General features: G+C 67.0%; 25 protein-coding genes. 16 read left to right on the top strand and 9 right to left on the bottom strand.

Annotated elements, in window-relative coordinates:
- Positions 1–37: 37 nt before the first annotated feature.
- Positions 38–1,582 carry an efflux transporter outer membrane subunit gene (locus AB4850_RS32485; protein WP_414443489.1) on the bottom strand — a complete coding sequence of 515 codons (1,545 nt, stop codon included), beginning with the start codon at positions 1,580–1,582 and terminating at the stop codon, positions 38–40.
- Positions 1,583–1,830: 248 nt separating this feature from the next.
- A complete protein-coding gene (locus AB4850_RS32480) occupies positions 1,831–2,094 on the bottom strand; it encodes a multidrug ABC transporter ATPase (protein WP_414443488.1) in 264 nt (87 codons plus the stop codon).
- A gap of 170 nt (positions 2,095–2,264) precedes the next feature.
- Between AB4850_RS32480 and AB4850_RS32475 the strand changes: the two genes are divergently transcribed.
- The gene (locus AB4850_RS32475; RefSeq protein WP_414443487.1) at positions 2,265–2,762 is read left to right on the top strand and encodes a MarR family winged helix-turn-helix transcriptional regulator; all 498 of its coding nucleotides are present in this window, start codon (positions 2,265–2,267) and stop codon (positions 2,760–2,762) included.
- A 112-nt stretch (positions 2,763–2,874) separates the two neighbouring features.
- Here AB4850_RS32475 and AB4850_RS32470 read toward each other — a convergent pair whose 3' ends face one another.
- Positions 2,875–3,819, bottom strand: a complete 945-nt coding sequence (locus AB4850_RS32470; protein WP_414443486.1) for a LysR substrate-binding domain-containing protein — start codon at positions 3,817–3,819, stop codon at positions 2,875–2,877.
- Between the two features lie 138 nt (positions 3,820–3,957).
- On the opposite strand from AB4850_RS32470, the gene AB4850_RS32465 reads away from it, so the two are divergent.
- The 12 genes from AB4850_RS32465 to AB4850_RS32410 all read left to right on the top strand — a co-directional run bounded on the left by AB4850_RS32465 (position 3,958) and on the right by AB4850_RS32410 (position 15,946).
- Positions 3,958–4,515: a CidA/LrgA family protein gene (locus AB4850_RS32465; RefSeq protein WP_414443485.1), complete on the top strand. Its 558-nt coding sequence runs from the start codon at positions 3,958–3,960 to the stop codon at positions 4,513–4,515.
- Positions 4,516–4,532: 17 nt separating this feature from the next.
- Positions 4,533–5,261 (top strand): LrgB family protein, encoded by a 729-nt coding sequence (locus AB4850_RS32460; RefSeq protein WP_414443484.1) that lies wholly within the window; start codon positions 4,533–4,535, stop codon positions 5,259–5,261.
- A 319-nt stretch (positions 5,262–5,580) separates the two neighbouring features.
- Positions 5,581–6,081 carry a flagellar basal body-associated protein FliL gene (gene fliL, locus AB4850_RS32455; RefSeq protein WP_414443483.1) on the top strand — a complete coding sequence of 167 codons (501 nt, stop codon included), beginning with the start codon at positions 5,581–5,583 and terminating at the stop codon, positions 6,079–6,081.
- 18 nt (positions 6,082–6,099) lie between these two features.
- Positions 6,100–7,098 carry a flagellar motor switch protein FliM gene (gene fliM, locus AB4850_RS32450; RefSeq protein ID WP_414443482.1) on the top strand — a complete coding sequence of 333 codons (999 nt, stop codon included), beginning with the start codon at positions 6,100–6,102 and terminating at the stop codon, positions 7,096–7,098.
- Positions 7,091–7,537, top strand: coding sequence for a flagellar motor switch protein FliN (fliN, locus tag AB4850_RS32445; protein ID WP_414443481.1), 447 nt, complete (start codon positions 7,091–7,093; stop codon positions 7,535–7,537). Before fliM ends, fliN begins: the two co-directional genes overlap by 8 nt.
- Positions 7,534–8,121, top strand: a complete 588-nt coding sequence (gene fliO, locus AB4850_RS32440) for a flagellar biosynthetic protein FliO (RefSeq protein WP_414443480.1) — start codon at positions 7,534–7,536, stop codon at positions 8,119–8,121. The genes fliN and fliO overlap by 4 nt, the downstream gene beginning before the upstream one ends.
- Before the next feature lie 3 nt (positions 8,122–8,124).
- A complete protein-coding gene (fliP, locus tag AB4850_RS32435) occupies positions 8,125–8,937 on the top strand; it encodes a flagellar type III secretion system pore protein FliP (RefSeq protein ID WP_414443479.1) in 813 nt (270 codons plus the stop codon).
- Between the two features lie 8 nt (positions 8,938–8,945).
- Entirely contained in the window at positions 8,946–9,218 is a 273-nt protein-coding gene (gene fliQ / locus AB4850_RS32430; RefSeq protein ID WP_414443478.1) for a flagellar biosynthesis protein FliQ, read from the top strand.
- 16 nt (positions 9,219–9,234) lie between these two features.
- A complete protein-coding gene (fliR, locus tag AB4850_RS32425; RefSeq protein WP_414443477.1) occupies positions 9,235–10,014 on the top strand; it encodes a flagellar biosynthetic protein FliR in 780 nt (259 codons plus the stop codon).
- A gap of 357 nt (positions 10,015–10,371) precedes the next feature.
- Positions 10,372–12,396, top strand: a complete 2,025-nt coding sequence (locus AB4850_RS32420; protein WP_414443476.1) for a site-specific DNA-methyltransferase — start codon at positions 10,372–10,374, stop codon at positions 12,394–12,396.
- A 44-nt stretch (positions 12,397–12,440) separates the two neighbouring features.
- Positions 12,441–15,473: a type III restriction-modification system endonuclease gene (locus AB4850_RS32415; protein WP_414445679.1), complete on the top strand. Its 3,033-nt coding sequence runs from the start codon at positions 12,441–12,443 to the stop codon at positions 15,471–15,473.
- Between the two features lie 149 nt (positions 15,474–15,622).
- Positions 15,623–15,946: a hypothetical protein gene (locus tag AB4850_RS32410; RefSeq protein ID WP_414443475.1), complete on the top strand. Its 324-nt coding sequence runs from the start codon at positions 15,623–15,625 to the stop codon at positions 15,944–15,946.
- On the opposite strand, the gene AB4850_RS32405 is transcribed toward AB4850_RS32410, so the two are convergent.
- The 4 genes from AB4850_RS32405 to AB4850_RS32390 form a co-directional block, all read right to left on the bottom strand.
- Entirely contained in the window at positions 15,941–16,711 is a 771-nt protein-coding gene (locus tag AB4850_RS32405) for an N-acetylmuramoyl-L-alanine amidase (RefSeq protein ID WP_414443474.1), read from the bottom strand. The genes AB4850_RS32410 and AB4850_RS32405 overlap by 6 nt on opposite strands.
- 2 nt (positions 16,712–16,713) lie before the next feature.
- Positions 16,714–17,280: a PAAR domain-containing protein gene (locus AB4850_RS32400; RefSeq protein ID WP_414443473.1), complete on the bottom strand. Its 567-nt coding sequence runs from the start codon at positions 17,278–17,280 to the stop codon at positions 16,714–16,716.
- 498 nt (positions 17,281–17,778) lie between these two features.
- Positions 17,779–18,597 carry an anti-sigma factor family protein gene (locus AB4850_RS32395; protein ID WP_414443472.1) on the bottom strand — a complete coding sequence of 273 codons (819 nt, stop codon included), beginning with the start codon at positions 18,595–18,597 and terminating at the stop codon, positions 17,779–17,781.
- Entirely contained in the window at positions 18,594–19,109 is a 516-nt protein-coding gene (locus AB4850_RS32390; protein WP_414443471.1) for an RNA polymerase sigma factor, read from the bottom strand. Before AB4850_RS32390 ends, AB4850_RS32395 begins: the two co-directional genes overlap by 4 nt.
- Positions 19,110–19,311: 202 nt before the next feature.
- Here AB4850_RS32390 and AB4850_RS32385 point away from each other — a divergent pair, with 202 nt between their 5' ends.
- The 3 genes from AB4850_RS32385 to AB4850_RS32375 all read left to right on the top strand — a co-directional run bounded on the left by AB4850_RS32385 (position 19,312) and on the right by AB4850_RS32375 (position 21,460).
- Positions 19,312–20,400 carry a catalase family peroxidase gene (locus tag AB4850_RS32385; protein ID WP_414443470.1) on the top strand — a complete coding sequence of 363 codons (1,089 nt, stop codon included), beginning with the start codon at positions 19,312–19,314 and terminating at the stop codon, positions 20,398–20,400.
- The gene (locus AB4850_RS32380) at positions 20,397–20,933 is read left to right on the top strand and encodes a cytochrome b (RefSeq protein ID WP_414443469.1); all 537 of its coding nucleotides are present in this window, start codon (positions 20,397–20,399) and stop codon (positions 20,931–20,933) included. The genes AB4850_RS32385 and AB4850_RS32380 overlap by 4 nt, the downstream gene beginning before the upstream one ends.
- Positions 20,934–21,133: 200 nt before the next feature.
- Positions 21,134–21,460, top strand: coding sequence for a hypothetical protein (locus tag AB4850_RS32375; protein WP_414443468.1), 327 nt, complete (start codon positions 21,134–21,136; stop codon positions 21,458–21,460).
- Positions 21,461–21,464: 4 nt separating this feature from the next.
- Here AB4850_RS32375 and AB4850_RS32370 read toward each other — a convergent pair whose 3' ends face one another.
- Together AB4850_RS32370 and AB4850_RS32365 are read right to left on the bottom strand one after the other, a co-directional pair.
- A complete protein-coding gene (locus tag AB4850_RS32370; RefSeq protein WP_414443467.1) occupies positions 21,465–22,256 on the bottom strand; it encodes a hypothetical protein in 792 nt (263 codons plus the stop codon).
- Positions 22,253–23,239: an SWIM zinc finger family protein gene (locus AB4850_RS32365; protein ID WP_414443466.1), complete on the bottom strand. Its 987-nt coding sequence runs from the start codon at positions 23,237–23,239 to the stop codon at positions 22,253–22,255. The genes AB4850_RS32370 and AB4850_RS32365 overlap by 4 nt, the downstream gene beginning before the upstream one ends.
- Between the last annotated feature and the right edge of the window lie 57 nt (positions 23,240–23,296).

Genomic DNA, 23,296 nt, shown 5'->3' with positions numbered 1-23,296 from the left:
CGCGCCCGGCCTCACCGGGCCGACGTCATGCGGGCGTTCAGCCCTTGGCGGCCGACGCCGACGAAGCGGCCACCGGCGCGGCAGCCGGCGTTGAAGCCGAGGCCGGTACCGGCGCGGCCACGCCGCCCGTCTCGCGATCCATCTGCGAGACGTCCCATCCGCCGCCCAGCGATTTCACGAGATTCACCGACGACACCATCCGGCTGCCCGACAGCGTGACGAGCTTTTGCTCGGCCGTGAACGCCGTGGTTTGCGCCGTCAGCACGCTCAGGAAGGCCACGGTGCCGGCCTTGTACTGGTTCGTGATGATGTCGAGCGCATGCTGCGCCGATTCCACGGCCTGGCGCTGCACGACGATCTCGTTGGCGAGGATGCGTTGCGAGGCGAGGTTGTCTTCCACGTCCTGGAACGCGGTCAGCACGGCCGCGCGGTATTCGGCGACGGTCTGGTCGTAGCTGGCGCGCGCGGCGTCGGTTTGCGCGGCGCGCAGGCCCGCGTCGAACAGCGTGGCGGCCAGTTGCGGGCCGACCGTCCAGACCCGCGACGGCAGCGAGAACAGTTGCGACCAGGCCGAGCTTTGCACGCCGCCGGTGGCCGACAGCGTGAGGGTCGGGAAGAACGCGGCGATGGCCACGCCGATCTGCTCGTTGGCGGCGGCCGCGCGGCGCTCGGCGGCTGCCACGTCGGGCCGGCGTTCGAGGATCGCCGACGGCACCACGGCCGGGGTGGCCGGCGGCTCGGCCGTCAGCGGCATCGGCCCGAGCGCGAAGCTGGAGGCCGGCACGCCGATCAGCGTGGCGATCGCGTGCTCGAATTGCGCGCGGGCGATGCCGTTGTCGATCGCGGCGGCCTGCGCCGACTGGAGCTGGGTTTGCGCCTGGATCACGTCCGAGCGCGCGGCCACGCCCTGCGCATATTGGTTCTGCGTCAGTTGCAGCGAGCGCTGGAAGGCGGCGACGGTGTCGTCGAGCAGCTTCTGCGCGGCGTCCGTTTCACGAAGCTGGAAGTAGGTTTGCGCGAGCGTGCCCTGCGCCGACAGCCGGGCGTTCGCCAGATCGGCGGCCGCCGCCTGCTGGCCGGCCTTCTGGGAGCTGACGGTGCGGCTGACCTTGCCCCACAGGTCGGGCTCCCACGAGGCGTCGAGACCGGCGCTGTACGCGGTGCTGTTGCTGCGGCCGGTGGTGAAGCCCTGCGTGGAGCCGCCCGGGCTGGACGAACGGGTGCCGCCGAAGGTGGCGCCGAGCGTCGGGAAGTAGGCCGCGCGGGCCTGCGCGACCAGCGCGCGGGCCTGCCGGTAGGCAGCGGCGAATTGCGCGATCGACTGGTTGGCGGCGTCGAGCTTGGTCATCAGGTCGTCGAGCTGCGGATCCTGATAGACGCTCCACCACGCGCCGCGATCGGTGCGGTCGTCCGGTTGCGCGACCTTCCAGCCGTCCGGCGCTTCCTTGTACGCGGCCGGGATCGACACGTCGGGGCGATGGTAGTCGGGGCCGACCGCACATCCGGCGAGGAGCGCCGCGACGGCGGCGGACACGGCGATGCGCAGCGCATGACGTGACCGCGAGGGGAAAACTGGCTGCATGGACTGGATTCCTGTCTGGGCGCCGCCCGCTCGCGGGCCGGCGAACGATGCGGCTACCGGCGCGGCGGCGGCCGGCCTGGCCGGAATGGTAACTGACGAATGCGGCAAAAACGAACCGGAAAGCCGTAAGGGTAAAGGCTGGGTGCGTGCGCAGGTGTTACCGGGAGGGAGGGCGTGGTTACAGGCGATTACGGCGCAGAAAGGTCGGCCGGCGGGTCGGGCCGCGCCGGCGGGCGGGCGTCAGCGCGTCAATGTACGGGATGGGGCGGCTGCGGCGGTGTGACGAGCGTTAGCAGGCGCTGCCACGACGACGGCTCGTCGGCCGTCGCCTTGCCGTCCCGCGCGCGCTGGCGCCGCTGCTCGAACCAGGCGAAACCGAGCGCCGCCAGCGAGCCGCCCGGCAGCACCAGCATCGCCACCATCAACGCGAGCTTCCAGCCGCGCGGCGAGCGGGCGAGCAAGGGACGGGCGTAACGGCGCAGGGCGCTGGCGATCTGGATCAGGAACGGCATGACGAACTTCCTCGGCGAATGGCTCAAAGGCGGTTCAGGCAAGAGTGGGCTGGGTGCTCGCGGATGTCTGAAACGAAAGAATGATTGCCTGAAATAATATTGACCATGCAATCAATTTTCAAGATACTGGGCGAGAATTTATCTCGGAAACAACACATTTCGCCCGCGCGATGACCCTCCTTTACGATCCCCGCAGCATCGATTTGGAAACGAGCGTCGGTTTCTACCTGACGCGCGCGCGGCAGGCGTTCGTCGAGCGGATGGATCACGCGCTCGCGCCGCTCGGGCTGACCGCGCAGCAGATCGGCGTGATGTTGATGCTGGCGCGCGGCGAGGCCGGCACGCCGCTCGAACTGTCGCGGCGGCTTTGCTACGACAGCGGCTCGATGACGCGCATGCTCGACCGGCTCGAAAAGAAGGGGCTGCTCGAGCGCCGGCGCAGCGCGGCGGACCGCCGCGTGATCGAGCTGGCGCTGACCGAGCGCGGCGCGCAAGCCGCCCAGGCGCTGCCGGGGCTGGTGGCCGGCGAGCTGAACGCGCAACTGACGGGCTTCTCGGCCGACGAGTTGCACACCATGACCTCGCTGCTGCAGCGTTTCATCGCGAATACGCCGGAAACGGCTGCTGCTGTGACGTTGACCACGCCGGACGCGCCCGTCGGAGCCTGAGAAGCATCGAATCTCGGCTGCTGGCCTGGCCGTAAGCGGCCGTTTTCCCGCTCATTCATCCTTGCCACGGCAGCAATCGACCTGACATGGGCCTGGCACCGTATCGCCGCGCTTATCGCCGCCCGCCGTCCTGCCCCCAGATCCGCAGGCTGTCGAACGCCAGATCGCTGCCCGGATCGGCCGGGCCGACCTCGCGCGCCACCTCGAGCCAGGCGCGCGCCGCATGCGACAGGTATCCGCGCTTGAGCCAGCCCACCGCGATCGACCACTGGATTTCCGGTTCGACGATCGGCCGGCAACTGAACTGGGCCGGATCGAGCCGGCGGCAATACGGCTCGGGCAGCAATGCGATGCCCACGCCGGCATGCACCAGCGCCGCCATGAAATCCCAATGCCCGCTGCGGCTGACAATCGACGGCGTGAAGCCGGCCTGCGCGCAGGCGTCGAGCACGGCCTGGTGCAGCGCAAGCGCCTCGGCGTAGAACACGAACGGTTCCTCGGCCAGATCGGCCAGCGGCACCGTATCGTCGCGATCCCAGCGCGCGCCGCGCCGCGCCACCAGCCAGAGCGGCGCACGCACCATGCGCAGCACGTCGAACACGGCCGGATCGACCGGCTCCAGCACCCCGCCCAGTTCGAGTTCGCCGGCCGCGAGCGCCGTCTCGATGGTGCGCGCGCCCTGCTCGTAGAGCTTCAGTTCGATGTTCGGATAGCGCTGGCGGAACGCCGCGATGGCGGGCGTGAAGGCGGCGCCGCCGAGCGGCGGGATGCCGATGGTCAGCTCGCCGCGCCCCAGTTCGGCCAGATCGTCGAGTTCGGCCTGCAACTGCGCCTGCGCGGCGAGCACGTCCTGGCCGCGCTGGTAGACGATCCGCCCGGCGTCGGTCAGCGTCATCTGGCGGCTGTCGCGCAGCAGCAGCGGCGAGCCGACCTCGTCCTCCAGCGCCTTGACCATCTTGCTGATGGTTGGCTGGGTCACGAACATCTGCTCGGCTGCCGCCGTGAAGCTTTGCTGGCGGACCACCTCGACGAAATAACGCAGCGCACGCAGTTCCATCACGCCTCCGGTGAACGTCAGGGTTCCCGGCCGGGGAATTCCGATCCGGAATGGTTTTGATGGGAACAAGTCATTTTATTTATGACAGCGCCAATCCTATACTCGCCCCATCCCATCGATCAAGCCGCACCCGACGTCATGCCGAAGTTCACGCCCGCCACCGTTTCATCAGCGCCCGCCCCCGAGCCGACCGCCCCCGTGCGCTCGGCTCCGGCCGGCGCGCTGCGGCGCGGGCTGCGCATCGTCTGGCAGGCCGGCGCGCTGGCCGCGCTGTGGGCCGTGCTCGATCAATTGGTGCGGGCGTTCTCGCTGCCGATTCCGGCCGGCATCCTCGGCATGGCGGCGGTGCTCGCGCTGCTGATGTCGGGCCGCCTCGCGCCGGCTGCGGTGAAGGACGGCGCGAACTGGCTGCTCACCGACATGCTGCTGTTCTTCATCCCGGCGACCGTCGCGGCCGTGCAGTACGGCGGGCTGTTCCGCGCCAACGGCTGGCAGCTCGCGCTGCTGCTGGTGGTCGGCACGGCGTTCGTGATGTGCGTGGTGGCGCTGGCCGTCGAGCAGGCCGCGCGCCTGGAACGGCGGCTCGAACGCGGCCGGCGGGCGCGCGCGGCGCGCCAGATCCGCAAGACCCGTGAAATCCGCCAGGCGCGGGAGGCCCGCGAGGCGCTTGCCCAGCGCGGCCGGCCCGCTGCCTGAGCCGCCCGGAGCCCGCCATGAGATTCGATCTCGTTGATTTCGCGGCGCTGTCGCCGGCCGCCAACGCCGCGCTCTCGGCCGCCTGCTTCGTCGTGACGATCGCGCTCTATCTGGGCGCGAAGCGGCTGTACCGGGCGCGCAAGACGCTGCTGTTCTCGCCGCTGGTGGCGGTGCCGGTGCTGCTGGTGGCCGCGCTCGCGCTGACCGGCCTGCCCTATCCCGTCTACTTCCACGACACGCGCTGGCTGATGTGGCTGCTCGGCCCGGCCACCATCGCGTTCGCGGTGCCGATCCACGAATACCGGCACCTGATCCGCCGCCATTGGCTGTCGCTGTCGGTGGGCGTGGTGGTGGGGATCGTCGCGGCGGTCGGTGGCTCGCTGCTGCTGGCCAAGCTGCTGCACCTGTCGCCCGAACTGCAGCGCACGCTCGTCACGCGCTCGATCTCCACGCCGTTCGCGATCGCCGTGTCGGACCGCCTGCACGCGCCGCACGACCTGACCGCGCTGTTCGTGATCGTCACCGGCGTGTGCGGGATGCTGATGGGCGAATTCATGCTGGCCGTGCTGCCGCTGCGCTCACGGCTCGCGCGCGGGGCGCTGTTCGGCGCCGCCGCGCATGCGATCGGCACCGCCAAGGCGCGCGAGATCGGCGGCGAGGAAGGCGTGGTGTCGAGCCTGACGATGATGATCGCCGGGGTGGCGATGGTGCTGATCGCGCCGCTGCTCGCGCATTTGCCGATGTAGGTGCGCGTGGCGGGGTTGGGCGGGTGCGGGTTTTGCCGCCCGGTGCGCCCACGCCATCGGATCGCGGCCGATTTACGGCTGACTCCCCGAACGCCCCGTCCAACCACCCACCCGCCCCGCCCCAGCCGGCCCGAAGGCCCGCCCCGCCTTGCTCCCGCAACCCGCCCCGCTTCCGCGCCCACGGCCTTCATCGGGGCTGCCGCGCCCGCCCCGGTTCGACAAACCGGCGAGATAGGCGCAAATCCCCCCTCTGTTCGTCACATCGCGCGACCGGTTGCCCCCTGACAATCCGGCTACGAGTCAACCAGTACGCACGCCCATGGCCACCACGACCGCATCCGCCGCATCCGAACGCCCGCCCACCGGCAAGTTCAAACGCATCATCCTGTTCGCGCTGATCGGCATCGCCCTTGCCGCCGCGGGCGGCGCCGGCGCGTGGTTCTTCCTGTCGAAGCATCCGGCTTCGGCATCGAACGTTCCGCCGCCCCCGCCGCCGCCGCTGGCGACGCCGGTGTTCTTCCCGCTCGAGTCGATGACGGTGAACCTGCAATCCGACGACGGCCTGCACTACCTGCGCGTCGGCCTGACGCTGAAGCTGACCGACGCGACCGCGCAGGAATACCTGACCCAGCACATGCCGGAGATCCGCAGCCGGATCCTGCTGGCGCTGTCGAACAAGCATCCGGAAGACCTGGCGTCGCTGGACGGCAAGCGCGCGCTGGCCGACGAGCTGCGCAAGCTGATCGAACAGCCCACGCAGCCGGGCAATCGCAGCGCTCGCGTCGACGAGGTGCTGTTCACCGATTTCGTCGTCCAGTAACGCCGCCAAGGGAGCGCCATGGGCCACGAAGAATTCATGTCGCAGGAGGAGGTCGATGCCCTCCTCAAAGGCGTAACAGGCGAAATCGACTCGAGCGACGAACCCGTCGATCGGGCCAGCGTTCGCCCGTACAACCTGGCGACGCAGGAACGGATCGTCCGCGGGCGCATGCCCGGCATGGAGATCATCAACGATCGCTTCGCGCGTTTGTTGCGGGTCGGCATCTTCAACTTCATGCGCCGCACGGCCGAAATTTCGGTCAGCCAGGTGAAGGTGCAGAAGTACAGCGAATTCACGCGCAACCTGCCGATCCCGACCAACCTGAACCTGGTGCACGTCAAGCCGCTGCGCGGCACGTCGCTGTTCGTGTTCGACCCGAACCTGGTGTTCTTCGTGGTCGACAACCTGTTCGGCGGCGACGGACGGTTCCATACCCGGGTCGAGGGCCGCGATTTCACGCAGACCGAGATGCGCATCATCAGCAAGCTGCTGCATCTGGTCTTCGAGCATTACACGGCCGCCTGGAAGAGCGTGCGGCCGTTGCAGTTCGAGCACGTGCGCTCGGAGATGCACACGCAGTTCGCCAACGTCGCCACGCCCAACGAGATCGTGATCGTCACGCAGTTCTCGATCGAGTTCGGCTCGACCGGCGGCACGCTGCACATCTGCATGCCGTACTCGATGATCGAGCCGATCCGCGACGTGCTGAGTTCGCCGATCCAGGGCGAGGCGCTCGAAGTGGACCGCCGCTGGGTCCGCGTGCTGTCGCAGCAGGTGCAGGCCGCCGAGGTCGAACTGACCGCCGATCTGGCCGAACTGCCGACCACGTTTGAACGGATCCTGAACCTGCGGGTGGGCGACGTGCTGCCGCTCGACATCGGCGACGCCGTGACGGCCAAGGTCGACGGCGTGCCGGTGATGGAATGCGGTTACGGGATTTTCAATGGGCAATACGCGCTGCGGGTGAACCGGATGATCAGCGCAAGCGACACGATGAAGGAAGGTGGATATGACTGAGCTGAACCCGACGCCCGACAGCGACAAGAAATCCGGCGCCGATGCGGCGGCCGACGATGCCGGCCTGGACGACTGGGCGGCCGCGCTCGCCGAACAGAACGATCAGCCGATCGAGGCCGGCGCGACCGGCGCCGGCGTGTTCCAGCCGCTGTCGAAGGCCGCGTCGACCGCGACCCACAACGACATCGACCTGATTCTCGACATTCCCGTCAAGATGACCGTCGAGCTGGGCCGCACCAAGATCGCGATCCGCAACCTGCTGCAACTCGCGCAGGGTTCGGTGGTGGAGCTGGACGGCCTGGCCGGCGAGCCGATGGACGTGCTGGTCAACGGCTGCCTGATCGCCCAGGGCGAAGTGGTGGTGGTCAACGACAAGTTCGGCATCCGGCTGACCGACATCATCACGCCGTCCGAGCGGATCCGGAAGCTGAACCGATGAACGACGCAACCGCGCCCGTCGTGCGCGCCGTGCCGGTGGTGCGGGCCGTGCGGCCACGCATCGCGGGTGTGGCCGCCGCCGCGGCGCTGGCTCCGGCCGTGGCGAGCGCGGCCGACATGAACGCCGTCAACCACCCCGCGGCCTACGCGTCGGGCGTGGTGGTCGGCTCCGCGGTGCCCTCGCTCGGCGCGGGCGCCGTGCTGCAAACCGTGGTCGGCCTGGCCGTGGTGATCGGCCTGGTGTTCGGCTGCGCCTGGCTCGCGCGCCGCTTCGGGTTCCAGCCCGCGCGGCGCGGCGGCGCGCTGAAGGTGGTGGCGAGCGTGGCGGTGGGCGGCAAGGAAAGCGCCACCGTGGTCGAGATCGGCGACACCTGGCTGGTGCTGGGCGTCGCGCCCGGCAACGTGCGGCTGCTCCATACGCTGCCGGCCGGCTCGGCCGGTTCGACCGAGGCGGCGGGCGCGAGCACCGGCAACGCACCGCCGGCCGACGACGCGCTGGCCGGCTCGTTCGGCGAGCGCTTTCGCAGCGCGCTGGGCGGTGAAGTCGCCAAGCGGCTGGGCGGCCGAGGCCGCAAGGATTCCTGAGATATGACGCTGTTTCGATCGATCGCGCGGATTGCGCAGCGGGCGCGTTGCGCCTCGCCGGCCGCGCGCGCGCTGACGCTGGCCGCCGTGCTGCTGCCGCTGGCGGCGCTCGCGCTGCCCTCGCTGGCCCACGCGCAGGCGCAGGGCCTGCCGGCCTTCAACACCAGCCCCGGCCCGAACGGCGGCACCACGTATTCGTTGAGCGTGCAGACCATGCTGCTGCTCACGATGCTGTCGTTCCTGCCGGCCATCGTGCTGATGATGACCAGCTTCACGCGCATCATCATCGTGCTGTCGCTGCTGCGCCAGGCGCTCGGCACCACCACCACCCCGCCTAACCAGGTGCTGGTGGGCCTCGCGCTGTTCCTGACGCTGTTCGTCATGTCGCCGGTGCTCGACCGCGCCTACAACGACGGCTACAAGCCGTTCTCGGCCGGCACGCTGCCGATGGATCAGGCGGTGCAGCGTGGCCTCGCGCCGTTCAAGACCTTCATGCTCAAGCAGACCCGCGAGACCGATCTCGCGTTGTTCGCGAAGATCGCCAAGGCGCCGCCGATGCAGGGCCCGGAAGACGTGCCGCTGCCGCTGCTGGTGCCCGCGTTCCTGACCAGCGAGCTGAAGACCGGCTTCCAGATCGGCTTCACGATCTTCATCCCGTTCGTGATCATCGATCTGGTGGTGGCGAGCGTGCTGATGTCGATGGGGATGATGATGGTTTCGCCGACCACCATCTCGCTGCCGTTCAAACTGATGCTGTTCGTGCTGGTGGATGGCTGGCAACTGCTGATCGGCTCGCTCGCGCAAAGCTTCACCTAGGAGCGGCGATGACTCCCGAAACCGTCATGACGCTGGCCCATCAGGCGATGATGATCGGCCTGCTGCTGGCCGCGCCGCTGCTGCTGGTGGCGCTGGTGGTGGGCCTGGTCGTCAGCCTGTTCCAGGCGGCCACGCAGATCAACGAAACCACGCTGTCGTTCATCCCGAAGCTGATCGCGGTGGTGGTGGCGATGGTGATCGCCGGGCCGTGGATGCTGTCCACGCTGGTGGACTACACGCGCGACATCCTGATGCATGTCGCCACGCTCGGCGTCAGTTGAGCGCCGCGCCCCGCCGATGTTCTCCGTTACCTACGCGCAACTGAACGTCTGGCTGACGGCCTTCCTGTGGCCGTTCGTGCGCATCCTCGCGCTGGTCGCCACAGCGCCGCTGATCGGCAACGCGGCGGTGCCGGTGCGCGTCAAGATCGGCGTGTCGGCGTTCGTCGCGATCGCCGTGGCGCCCGCGCTCGGGCCGCTGCCGCAGGCCACGGTGTTCTCGGCCGAGGGCATCTGGATTCTGATCAACCAGTTCCTGATCGGCGTGTCGCTCGGCTTCACGATGCAGATCGTGTTCGCCGTGGTGGAGGCCGCCGGCGATTACATCGGCCTGCAGATGGGCCTGGGCTTCGCCACCTTCTTCGATCCGCACGCCGGCACCACGCCGATGCTGGGCCGCGTGCTCAATGCGTTCGCGATGCTCGCGTTCGTGGCGTTCGACGGGCATCTGCAATTGATCGCGGGCATCGTCGAATCGTTTTCCAGCGTGCCGGTGTCGGCCGACCTGCTGCATCCGGCCGGCTGGCGCGTGATCGTCGGGGCCGGCATCAACGTGTTCTCGATGGGGCTGCTGCTCGCGCTGCCGGTGGTGGCGGCGCTCTTGATCGCCAACCTGGCGCTCGGCATCCTGAACCGCGCCGCGCCGCAGATCGGCATCTTCCAGGTGGGCTTTCCCGTGCTGATGCTGGTCGGGATGCTGCTGGTGCAGTTGATGGTGCCCAACATGATTCCGTTCTTCTCGCGCCTGTTCGACAACGGCTACGAGATGATGGGCCGCGTGGCGGCGGGCTTCCGTTAAAATTCGGCTCACGTTGTGCAAACCGGCCCCGTGGCCGGCCATGCCCTTCCCCGTGTTCCGCCCTCCGCTCCCTGCTTCGCCCGCTTTCATCGGGCGCGCCGCGAACGCTGCCTGGCGGGCGCGGCGAAGCGCCGCCGCCGGCCGCTGCGCCGGCCCGGTTTCACACCCCAGAATGTTCGTCCGGCCGCCCGGCCCGCTCGGCGCTTTTCGCGCGCCCTGGCGCGCCGGGCGCGACCCTCGGTCCACCGTTCCCGCCCTGCCCGCGCAAGCCGTGTTCGCCACGCGGCGCGCCGGCCATCGCGGCACGTCGCGGCGGATGCCGGGGAACCCCGAGCCGGCGCGCCACTCAAGCTTGATATGGAAAACACGATGCAGAAGATCGAATCCGCCAGTCCCGAGGCCCGCTCCGCGGATCTCGCGGCGGACAACCTGGCGCGGCTCCGGGCGCTGTTCCCCGAGGCCGTCACCGAAGGCCCCGACGGCGCCGCGCTCGACCTGGACGTGCTGCGCGCGCTGGTGGGCGAACGCACCGTGGGCGAGGCCGACGAGAAATACGGCCTGGCCTGGCACGGCAAGCGCCGCGCGCGCCAGCTCGCGCTGACACCTTCCACCGGCACGCTGCGGCCCTGCCGCGACGAAAGCCTGAGCTGGGACGACACGCGCAACCTGATGGTCGAGGGCGACAACCTCGAAGTGCTCAAGCTGCTGCACAAGAGCTATGCCGGCTCGGTCAAGCTGGTCTATATCGATCCGCCGTACAACACCGGCAAGGAATTCGTCTACCCGGACAACTTCACCGACAGCCTGCGCCACTACCTCACGCTGACCGGCCAGGCGGCCGGCGGCGTCAAGGTCAGCAGCCACACCGAGGCGAGCGGCCGGTTCCATACCGACTGGCTCAACATGATGTACCCGCGCCTGAAGCTCGCGTTCGATCTGCTCGCGCGCGACGGCCTGATCGCCGTGCATATCGACGAACACGAACTGCCGGCGCTGGTGCTGGTGATGCGCGAGATCTTCGGCGAGGAGAACGAACTCGGCGTGGCGGTGTGGGACAAGCGCAATCCGAAGGGCGACGCGCGCGGCATCGCGTATCAGCACGAATCGATCGTGCTGTTCGCGCGCGACGCCGAATGGCTCTACGAACACGCACCGCTCAAGCGCCCGAAGCGCAACGCGCAGCGCATGCTCGACGCCGCGCACGACGCGATCGCCGACACCGCCACCATCGCCGAGGCCACGCAGGCCTACCGCGCGTGGCTGCGCACGCAAACCACGCTGTCGGGCGGCGAGGCGATGTACGACCGGCTGTCGCCGGACGGGCGCGTCTACCGGCTCGTGTCGATGGCCTGGCCGAACAAGAAGCGCGCCCCCGACGACTACTTCATCGCCCTGACCCACCCGGTTACCGGCAAGCCCTGCCCGGTGCCCGAACGCGGCTGGCGCAACCCGCCCGCCACCATGCGCGAGCTGCTCGACAAGGGCTTGATCGAATTCGGCGCGGACGACACCACCCAGCCGCAGCGGATCTATTTCCTCGACGAGAACCTGCACGAGAACGTGCCGTCGATCCTGCCGTTCGGCGGCTCCGACGACGCGCGCCTGAAGGCGCTGGCGATCCCGTTCGACCTGCCCAAGCCCACCGATTTCTCGGCCGCGCTGGTGGGCTGGCTCACGGGCGGCGACGACCTCGTGCTCGACTGCTTCGCCGGCTCCGGCACCGCCGCGCACGCGGTAATGGAAGCCAACGCGGCCGACGGCGGCCGCCGCCGTTTCGCGCTGGTGCAACTGCCCGAGCCGCTCGATGCGTCGAGCAAGGATCAGAAGGCCGCGGCCGAATTCTGCGCGAAGCTCAAGCGCCCGGCCAACCTCGCCGAGATCACCAAGGAACGGCTGCGCCGTGCCGCCGCGAAGATCGTCGACGCGCATCCCGAGGCCGCCATCGACGTGGGCTTTCGCGTGTTCCGGCTCGATTCCACCAACGTGGTGGAATGGGACCCGCGCGGCGCGAACGTGCAGCAATCGCTGCTCGATGCGGTCGAACACATCAAGGCCGGCCGCACCGACCAGGACCTGCTGGCCGAACTGACCATCAAGCTCGGCCTCGATCTCTGCGCACCGGTCGACACGCTGCCGATCGCCGGCAAGCAGGTGCACGTAATCGCCGGCGCGATCGTCGCGTGTTTCGCGGCGCGCATCGATCGTTCGGAAGCCGAAGTATTGGCGCAGGGCATCGTGGGCGTGCTCGATGCGGTGGATGCGCCGCCCGTGCACGACGTGACCTGCGTGTTCCGCGACGGTGCGTTCGTGGACGACGTGGCCAAGGTGAATCTCTCGGCGATCCTCGAACAGCACGGAATCCGTTCCGTCCGGAGCTTGTGATGGCGCGCAACACGTTCGACGCGCAGGCCGCGGGCGCGCCGATGATGGAACTGCATTTCGAGGCCGATCTCGATTACCAGATCGAGGCGGTCAACGCGGTGTGCGACCTGTTTCGCGGGCAGGATGCGCATCGCGCCGCGTTCAGCGTGGATGCGGCTGAAATTGGCGACGGCGCCACCAGCGCCGCGCGCCAGATGCCGATCGGCGTGGCCGAGACGGCGCTCGCGGTGGGCAACCGGCTGGCGATCGACGAGGCCGCGCTCGCGCGCAACCTGGCCGACGTGCAGGTGCGCGGCGGCCTCGCGCCGTCGGGGCCGCTGGCGTCCACCGATTTCACCGTCGAGATGGAAACCGGCACCGGCAAGACCTATGTCTACCTGCGCACGATCTTCGAGCTGCACCGCCGCTACGGCTTCACGAAGTTCGTGATCGTGGTGCCGTCGGTCGCGATCAAGGAAGGCGTGCACAAGACGCTCGACATCACGCGCTCGCATTTCCGCCGGCTCTACGACGGCGTGCCGTTCGACTATTTCCTGTACGACTCGACCAAGCTCGGCCAGGTGCGCCGTTTCGCGGCCAGCGCGAACGTGCAGATCATGGTCGCCACCGTGGCCTCGATCAATCGCAAGGACGTCAACAACCTCTACAAGCCGAGCGAGAAGACGGGCGGCGAGAAGCCGATCGATTTGATCCGCGCGACGCGGCCGATCCTGATCGTCGACGAGCCGCAAAGCGTGGACGGCGGGCTCGAAGGCCGCGGCAAGGAAGCGCTCGACGCGATGGCGCCGCTCTGCACGCTGCGCTATTCGGCCACGCATGCGGACCTCTATCAAATGGTTTACCGGCTCGATGCGGTGGATGCCTACGAGCGGCGTCTCGTCAAGCAGATCGAGGTGGCGTCGGCCACGGTGGAAGATGCGCACAACAAGCCTTACGTGCGGCTCGTATCGGTCAGCAACCGGCGCGGCACGATCGCCGCGCGCGTGGAACTCGACGTGGCCGCGCCGTCGGGCGTCGAGCGCCAGACCGTGACGGTCGGCGACGGCGACCTGCTCGAACGCGTAACGCGCCGCGCCGTGTACGCCGATTACCGGATCGGCGAGATCGACACCACGCGCGGCAACGAATTCGTCGAACTGCGCTACCCGGGCGGCGAGGCGTTCCTCGCGGTGGGCGACGCGCACGGCGACGTCGATCCGCTCGCGATCCAGCGCGAAATGATCCGCCGCACGATCCGTGAGCATCTCGACAAGGAGCTGCGTTTGAAGCCGCTCGGCGTCAAGGTGCTGTCGCTGTTCTTCGTCGACAGCGTGGAGCGCTACCGGCGCTACGAACCGGGTGGCGTGGCCGTCAAGGGCCCGTACGCGGCGATCTTCGAAGATGAGTACAAGCGTGCGGCGCGGCTGCCGCTGTACCGCGCGCTGTTCGCGAACTTCGATCCGGCGACCGACGTGGAAGCGGCGCACGACGGCTATTTCTCGATCGACCGCAAGGGCGGCTGGACCGAAACCAGCGACAGCAATGCGAGCGGCCGCGAGAACGCCGAGCGCGCCTACGGGCTGATCATGCGCGAGAAGGAGCGGCTGCTGTCGTTCGCCACGCCGCTGCGCTTCATCTTCTCGCACTCGGCGCTCAAGGAAGGCTGGGACAACCCGAACGTGTTCCAGATCTGCACGCTGCGCGACATCCGCACCGAGCGCGAGCGGCGCCAGACCATCGGCCGCGGGCTGCGGCTGGCCGTCGATCAGCGCGGCGAACGGGTGCGCGGTTTCGACGTCAACACGCTCACCGTGGTCGCGACCGAAAGCTACGAGCAGTTCGCCGCCAACCTGCAGCGGGAGATCGAGGCCGATACCGGCATTCGCTTCGGCATCGTCGATACGCACCAGTTCGCCGCGATTCCGGTGACGAACGGCGACGGCACCGCCGCACCGCTCGGCATGACGCGCTCGGCCGCGTTGTGGGCGCACCTGCACGAGGGCGGCTTCATCGATGCGCAGGGCAAGGTGCTCGACGCGCTGAAGATCGTGCTCAAGGGCGGCGTGCTGCCGTTGCCCGAGGCGTTCGAGCCGCTGCGGCATCGAATTGTCGAGTTGCTGCGCAAGCTGTCGGGCCGGCTCGACGTGCGCAACGCCGACGACCGCCGCCTGCTCGCGCTGCGGACCGACGCGAACGGGCAACCGGTGGTGCTGGGCGAGGCGTTCCAGGCGCTCTGGAGCCGCGTACAGGCCCGCACGACGTATCGCGTGAGCTTCGATGACGCCGCGCTCGTCGAGGCCTGCATCGCGGCGCTGAAGGCCGCGCCCGAGGTGCCGCGCGCGCGGCTCCAATGGCGCAAGGCCGACATTTCGATCGGCAAGGCCGGCGTGGAGGCCACCGAAACCGCGTCGGCCGGCACCGTGGTGCTCGACGAGGGTGACGTTGCGCTGCCCGACCTGCTCACCGAATTGCAGGACCGCACCCAGCTCACGCGCCGCACGCTGGCCGCCGTGCTGACCGGCAGCGGCCGGCTCGATGCGTTCCGCATCAATCCGCAGGCGTTCATCGCGCTGGTGAGCGACGCCGTGAACCGCTGCAAGCGGCAGGCGCTGGTCGACGGCATCGCCTACAAGCGGATTGGCGACGGCGTGGTGTGGCCGCTTGCGCGCTTCGTCGACGAGCCCGTGACCGGCTATCGCAAGGATTTGCGCGAGGACGCGCGCAAATCGATCACCACGGCCATCGCCGTGGATTCGGCGGCCGAGCGCGCGTTCGTGGATGCGCTGGAGGCTCGCGAGGCCGTGACGCTGTACGCGAAGCTGCCGCCCTGGTTCCGCGTGCCGACGCCGCTGGGCGACTACCGGCCCGATTGGCTCGTGCTGGTCGAGCAGGCCGGTTCGCCGAGCCAGTGCTATGTGGTCGAGATGGACAGCCGCACCGACGATGCCGAGCTTCGTGGCCGCGAGCGCCGCAAGATCGGCTGCGGCGAGGCGCATTTCAAGGCGATTGCCGGGGCGCAGGGGCCGGTGCATTTCGTGCGGGCCCGGACCGTGGATGATTTGCTGGGGGTGACGGGGCAGCGGTCGTTCGGGTTTTAGGCGGACGGGAATCGGAGGGAAGGCCGGTGCGACGGATCGTCATTCCGGCCTGGTCTTGCGCCGTTGGTTGGATGGATTTGCGCATCCCGGCTGATAACATGAGCCGGTCTTGCCTAGCCCATCTCCGCCATCGTCAAGAAAGAAGCTCAATGAAAATCCTCTCGGGCATTTTTCTTTTCGCCATTCTTGTCTGGTTGGTCGCCACCACGAGCGTGGCACATGCCCCCGAGGCGGCACCTTGCTCGCCGGAATGGTTTGGCTACCTGGATAATCGATATTTCGAGATTTCCGACGGTGAAGGGCACGGACCGGATATCGGCAGCAGCGAATGGCTCAATGCCTTCGAAGCGCGAGCGCGGTTGCCCGCAACCAGTGCGCTGCCGAAGCCGCAACGTTGCCAGATCATTCAAGCTCGGATCGCACATCGCACTTACCTGATCAATGCCCAGCTAGGCTGGGCTTTTTCGCTATGACGGCGCGCTCAATCCGAATTTCGCGCGCATGGCCTCGACCACTTGCATGCCGTGCTTTCCAGGACATGCACGACCTTCGTTATCCAGTGCGAGACGTTGATATTCGCGATGCCCGCCCAGGGCCGTGATATCGAAAAACTCCGTCAGTGTCTGAATCAAAACCGGCAGGGCTTCGATTTGTGCTGTCGTCGGCATCGAATGGTGGAACGCCGCTGCATCGCGGACGATATTCAACGTACTTTTGAATTTCTGCCAAAGCGATTTGCCGCTGTACTCCTGCTGCCACGCCTCACCTGCCTCCGCCAGATTTTCAAGCAGGACAATGCCGATTTTTCCGGTGTTGTCGTTCTTCACGTGTGAGCCGATAAACCGGATATCGCGCGCTTCGAACAGTTCGCCAACACACGACACCGCGTAGTGATAGCCGATGTCGTCGAATTGGTGCTGGTCCATATCGTACGATTGCGCAGCCTTGATCTGTTCAATCGCACCCAATCGATCGACTGCGCAGTCATAGCTCCTTCCTGCGTGGTGAATGACGATGTCACGGTAGTCGAAATGAGAAGAACTCAACGCGTTGTTGGGTGGTCTTGCTCTCCATGAGGATCGTTCGACAAGCGGATAACCCTTTCGCTTCAGACTCGTCAGAATGGCCTGCCGGGTAGCGGCGCGATCGTTGACCTTGATCGAAATCGCGCCGCGCTTTCCTCCACCCGATAAAGGGTGCGAGGTCGTCCAATGCTCGATGTCGTAGTCCGTTGCCATGCTTACCGGCCGCGAGGGATCAGGGTTCGTTTGGGTGTGCGGAAAACGATATGGATTTCGACGCGCTGGTCTCGATTGGCCATGACCCTTGCGTAGCCCTCGTTATCGGTTTTTCCCGTTGTCCGAATGCCGTCGATCGTGGCGATAAAGTCGCGATTCGGCAAGGCGGCGGCGGTTGCACTGTCCTCGATGAAGAACCATCGCGAATCATTCGGTTCGTCACGCAATGGCGTCGCCGCCAAGGGCATTGGCGTGGACGCCTGGCTGTCGTGGGAGTTGGCTTCTACCTCGACATACGACACATGCTGGGAAGCCAGCAGCACGGGATTGGGCGTGCAGTCGCAAACGCATAGATCATCGCTCAGGGCGGACTCCCGACCGTCGGGGCCGGTGCTCGAGATTCGCGGCCCCGTCGCAACGATGCGCCCGGTGCGTTGACAGGCGGGACACCAGATTTCATCCAGTTCGAACGCCTGCTCGCGGCCGAGGATGCGATTGTCGGGATCGCCGCCGATGACGGTCCCGCCAGCGGTCGTGTGATCGCCTTTGCATATGTCGTAGCGCCTCATGTCTGCCCTCGCGCGGTCAGCGGTACCCGGTTCATCTCATCTCCTTTGGAAGCGGATCGAGCGTCACTGGATATAGCACCGAATTCGCTGCGGTTGTTCACTTGATACTTGCGTTACCGCGTCGCGGGGCGCGTAGCCGCATCACAATCGACGGATTCTTGGATCGACGTCATTGACGAAGCGGTGCCCGCACAGCATTCGAAACCGGTTGTGCACGCACTTATCCACGTCGGCGGCTATCCCCACCGGTTCTTAGCTCTGCGTATACACAAGTAGTAGTAGTTAACAAGGGGCGCCTGCCGCTGTGGATAACCACGTTTACGCCTTTTCGATCAGCGCTGTGCAGTCCGCACAACTGTGCCGTTGAGATGTGAACAGTCACAGGGAACACAGAACAACTTTCCGCACAGGCTGTGCAGATCCGTGTTTTACCCAATCTGTCCACAGGCTATCCGCTGTGATTTCCTGTGCGGCGCGCCTCGGCCGACGCGTGCTGTATCAGCCGCGCACGACGGCCAGCGCGCTGCCGAGCGCCGCGTCGTCCACGCCGTGGGTCGGCGCGATTAGCGCGTAGTTGTAGCCCTGGTGCGAACCGTATTGCGCGAGCAGCGCGCCGTCGCGACGCGAGCCGTTCTTCAGCAGCACGCGCTCCGAGCCGCCCGGCGGGCGCACGTAGAAGCTGACCGCGTGGCCGGTGTCGTCCTGGTAGAGCACCATCGCCGACGGGCCGTCCTCGGTCGCGAACAGGCGGCCGCCCACCGGCTTGAAGCCGGCCTTCGACAGATCGGGCAGGCGGATCGCGCTGCCGACCGAGCGGTCGAGCCAGGCCTGCAGGTCCGCGGGCTGGTGCGTGACGACGTCCACCTGGGCGCTGCGGTCCACCACCAGCCGGTAGGCGGCCAGCGCGTCGCCCATCGGCTTGATCGTCGCGGAAGCCGGCAGCAGGGCGCCGTTGTTGCCGTTGGCGTTTTGCGCCAGCAGCGGGCTGCTGTCGATCTGCCAGCCGCGCATCATCCAGCCGGCGCCGCCGCCGAGCCCGACGCACAGGAACAACGCCGCCGCGATCGCGCCGCGCATGCGCAGCCGCGCGTGGCGGTTGGCGCGAAGCAGGGCCGGATCGAGTTCGCGGGTGGGCGGCGGCAGCGGCAGGCCGTCGAGCGCGGCGCGCAGCGCCTGCGCGTCGCGGCGCCACTGGCGCATTTGCTCGGCGCGCTGCGGATGGTGGTCGAGCCAGCGTTCGACGGCGGCGCGCGAGGGCGCGTCGAGGCGGCCGTCGACATAGGCCTGGAGATCGTGGTCGTCGGGCGGAATGTTCATTTCATCAATCGCAGCGTGGGAGCGGGGGATTCGCCGTCGCCGAGCGCGCGCAGCGCGGCGCGGGCGCGCGAGAGGCGCGACATCACGGTGCCGATCGGGATCTCGAGCAGCTCCGCCACCTCGCGGTAGCTGAAGCCCTCGACCGCGACCAGCAGCAGCAGGCTGCGCTGCTCGGTCGTCAGCTTGCCGAACGCATCGAGCATCGAGCGTGTGACCACTTCGTCCTCGGCCGACGGCCATTGCGGCTCGTCTTCGCCGCCGAGCCGGCCGAGCAGCCAGGCGTAGCGCTTGGCGCTGCGGCGCGAATCGAGGAACTGGCGGTAGAGGATCGTAAACAGCCAGCTGCGCAGCGCGGCCGGCTCGCGACGCTCGCTCCAGTGCGTCAGCGCACGTTCCATCGACGCCTGCACGAGATCGTCGGCGGCGTGGACGTCGCGGGTCAGCCAGAGTGCGAAGCGCCGCAATCGCGGCAGCAGTTCGCGCAACGAATCGTCGAGATCGGCAGTGGACATGGTGGGCCGTCGGGCGGCGCGGGTGGATATCTGCGTGAGACGCCGGCCGCTCGACTTTATTCCATTTCGAGATAGGGTTGAGGGCGGCGCACCGGTTTGACGCCTGCCGCGAAGAAATTTCGGGTGGCGAGGGAATAAAGCGTCTTGCCGTTCGTCTTATGCGCGTCCCCCCTAAACGACTTCCAGGTCAGGAGCGAAACTGATGGCGCATCCTCCCCCCAATTCACCGACCCCGCCGAGCGGCAACGCCTGGCGCTGGGTGCTGATCGGCGGCGTGGCCGCGGCTGCCGTGGCCGCCTTCGCCTATACCGGCGGCTGGATTACACCGCATCGGCTGACGGCCGATCGGATCGTCAACGGGCTGCAAGGCCCCGGCGACCCGCACCCCGGCTTCCGCCGCAACCACGCCAAGGGCATTTGCGTGACCGGCAGCTTCGAGAGCAATGGCGACGGCGCCGCCTGGTCGAGCGCGCCGTTCTTCGCGGCCGGCGTCAGCACGCCTGTGGTGGGGCGCTTCGCCGTGCCCGGCGGCAATCCTTATGCGCCCGACACCAGCGTGCCGATCCGCAGCCTCGCGCTGCGCCTGACCGCGCCCGACGGCGCGCAGTGGCGCACCGGCATGAACGCCATGCCCGTGTTCCCGGTGGCGACGCCGGAGGCGTTCTACGCCCAACTGGTGGCCACCCAGCCCGATCCGGCCACCGGCAAGCCCGATCCGAAGAAAGTTGGCGCGTTCTTCGCCTCGCACCCCGAGACCGCCGCGTTCCGCGCCTGGGTCAAGACGGCCAAGCCCAGCGCGAGCTTCGCCACCGAGAGTTACTACGGCATCAACGCGTTCTATTTCGTCGATGCGCAGGGCGCGAAGCACGCGGTGCGCTGGCGCGTGGTGCCGGAGCAGCAGGACGGCGCCGTGGCGAGCGGCCCGAACGTGCTGCAGCCCGACCTCGAGGAACGGCTCGCCAAGGGGCCGCAACGCTGGCATTGGCTCGTGACGTTCGCCAACCCGGGCGACCCGGTTGACGACGCCACCAAGCCGTGGCCTGCCGACCGCAAGACCATCGACATCGGCACGTTGACGCTCAACCAGGCCGAGGCGCAGGACAGCGGCCCGTGCCGCGACATCAACTACGACCCCACGGTGCTGCCGCGTGGCATCGAGGTGTCCGACGATCCGCTGCTGGCGGCGCGCTCGGCCGCCTATGCCGTGTCCTACCGCCGACGCACCAGCGAGGAAGCTGCCGTGCCCGGCTATGCGCAACCCAAGGCTCCGGCCGCGACGGAGGGCAAATGATGAAGAACGCTAACGGGTTCAATCCGATCGCGCGGCTGCTGCACTGGCTGATGGCCGCGATGATCATCGCGATGCTGTTTATCGGGGTGGGGATGGTCAATTCCGTGTCGCTGCGGCACGCGATGCTGATCGCGATCCACAAGCCGCTCGGCATCGCCATCCTCGTGCTGGTGATCGTGCGGCTGGTGGTGCGCCTCACCAATCGGCCGCCGCCCTTGCCGCAGGATCTGCCGGTGTGGCAGAAGGCGGCTGCGCATCTGTCGCATTGGGTGTTGTACGGGCTGATGCTGGCGATGCCGTTGATCGGCTGGGCGATGTTGTCGGCTGGCGGGTATCCGGTGATGCTGGGCGGCGGCGTGCAGTTGCCGGCGCTGATGGGGGCCGATCCGGTGGCGTTTGCCTGGTTGCGCAATGCGCACGAGGTGCTGGCGTTCGTGCTGTTTGCCGCGGTGGTGGGGCATTTGGCGGCCGCGCTGTTCCATGGGTTGATCCGGCGCGATGGCGTGCTGGGGAGCATGGTGCGGGGGCGGTGAGGTTCTTCGGGCTTTCTTGGCCCTTGCCCTGTATCGATCGCACGCCCGCTTTTGCGGGCGTGTTTTTTATTTATGGCGTCGCGGCTCGCCGCGGCTTCATGGACGGGAATGAATGGCCGGTTGGCCGGGTCGAAGGGGAGCGAACGAACCGGCCGGGTGACCGGTAGGCAGGATGGCTTTCTTCACGAAGGAGTGAAACCGTGGCGGTAATGGCTTGCAGGCATCATGGGCGCGCCGACGGCGAATATGTCACGAAGACGCTGGCCGCGTGGATCAACGACCGGTCGAAGTGGCGCGATGCGCCGAACGTGGTGCTGCTGCGCGCGATGGATGACACGATCGAGTTTCCGTTTTTTGCGATTGAGAATGAAGTGGCGGCGTTGATGGAGGAGTTTGGTGGAGTGGCGCAGGGGGAAGGGGTTTATCAGTTCGCGGATGAACGGCGGTTCGATGCGCTGATGGGGCGGGTGACGGCGGCTTGTTTGCGGTGTTTGGGGGAGTTTGAAAATGGAGTGCGCGCGCGATAGATCATCAGGATAACTGGGCAAGCAGCTTGATGAAGTTGCGTTTCGCGCGATACGTTACGCGAATCTCCTCCAGCTCGTTGGTGAATTCGGCATGTTCACCGAGCCCGGCTCGCAGGGTGCCGATTGCCTTCACGGCTTCGAACGCTTCATCGTATTTCGCGGTATGTGAGCCGTTTTCAAGCGCAATGGGCAGCAGTCGATGGTAAAGCGCGATGGCATCGTGCGGGTGAGTCTTGCCGCGGGTCGCGGCCATGTCAGGCCAAAGTTGCGCGGCGACCGGGCCGCCGATAAACGTGGCCCATGCGTCGTCGTTCCGTTTGTCGGCAAGAAAAATTATGACCAATTCGGTGCGGCTCGAACGTTGCCAAGTGGCTCGCTTCGATTTCGCTGCTTCTTCTTCGGCGATCAATGCCCGGAGATGATCGAGCGCGCGGTTTCGGGTTTCGTCCAGCTTGCCGGTCGATTTCGCGACCTTCATCAATGCAGAGAACGCCGAAGCGCTCGGATGATGCGTGAACCGTTGCCACGCGAAGGCATCGGCTTTGTCGAATTCGCGCCGTCGCACGTAGGCGTCGATGCAGAAATCAAGCAGGCGGTAGTCGGTGTTTTTACCCGACGCGAGGAGCCCGCGCTCGGCCCACGCGAGCGCGGTGTCCTCGCGATCATGTTTTTGACAAAGCTCCGCAATCAAAAAGAATCGGTGTGAGCTCGACAGGTCTTTCGAGTGAATGTGGATGAGCGCATCGATATCACCGTCGAGTTCCGCCAAGCCGCTCATCGCGTGTTCGAGCTTCATGCGCAACGAATCGTACGCGTGTCGCCCCCCGCGTTCAGTGTGAGCTTGGGCAGCGCTTCCCACGCGTGATTGACGAGCTCGCGATAACGGAGCAAGCCGTTTTTGCCGAGCGGCTCGGCGTATGCCGGCAGCACGTCGTGGAAGGTGTCCCACGGGCTTGCCGTCTGGAAGCGAAACAGGCGCTCCGCGAGATTCACTGGATCGGGAGTGGTCTGCTTGCAGGCATCGAGATGCACTGCCGCCAGTTCGAAGATGGCGGGCATCACATCGCCGCTCGAGTCGTCGATTTGCTCGAGGCTGCGTTCCGCGCCGGCAATGGCCAACTCACTCAGTTCGACCACTTGTCTGGCCTGGTCATTCGGCCCGGAAAGCCGCTGGCGCAACATATCGGCCAGCGATTCCAGGCCGTCCGCATAGTCGCCCGCCATTTGCCAGTCCAGCATGCCGGACACGCGTGTCATCTGCCTGACGACAGTTTTCAGGCTTTGCGAGTTTGCTTCACCGTTTGAACGCGCGGCGAACAGCAGCCTGTCTCGCAGGGCGACATCGCGTTCGGCTGCATCGATCAAGCATTTCTGCAGCGCTTCCATGCCCAGGCTCATCACATGGTCCCGAACGATATCCGCGTAGGTTTTGCGCTTTTTTCGAGGCTTATGGGGCGCGGGTTCGTCGGCATGAAACACTTCTTCGCCGGAATTTTCGAGCCAGGAGAGTGCGACGGCGACGGCATGCTTGCAGAAAATGCCGCTGTCGCCTACCGGGCAGTTGCAGTCGTAGGCGAGGCTGCCATGTTCGACCGTGAGTCGAACCCGGTAACGGTGCGTGCCGCGCACGGCGGCGCGAACTTCACCATCGCGCGTGTCGAGGGACGACACGACGCCGTCGTGGAAATAATTCTTGCCGCGTGAAAATGTGTTCGGGTCGGCGAGCGACTGGATTTCGGCAAGTGTTAGGACGTCAGCGAGATTGACGGACTGGGACATCGGTGAAGATCGAGGAAGATGGAGCGCGCGGGAGGGCGCAGATAGGCATGATGATAC

It is taken from the genome of Burkholderia sp. 22PA0106 (assembly GCF_047497155.1).
Lineage (GTDB): Bacteria > Pseudomonadota > Gammaproteobacteria > Burkholderiales > Burkholderiaceae > Burkholderia.
This window is presented reverse-complemented; position numbering and strand designations above follow the sequence as displayed.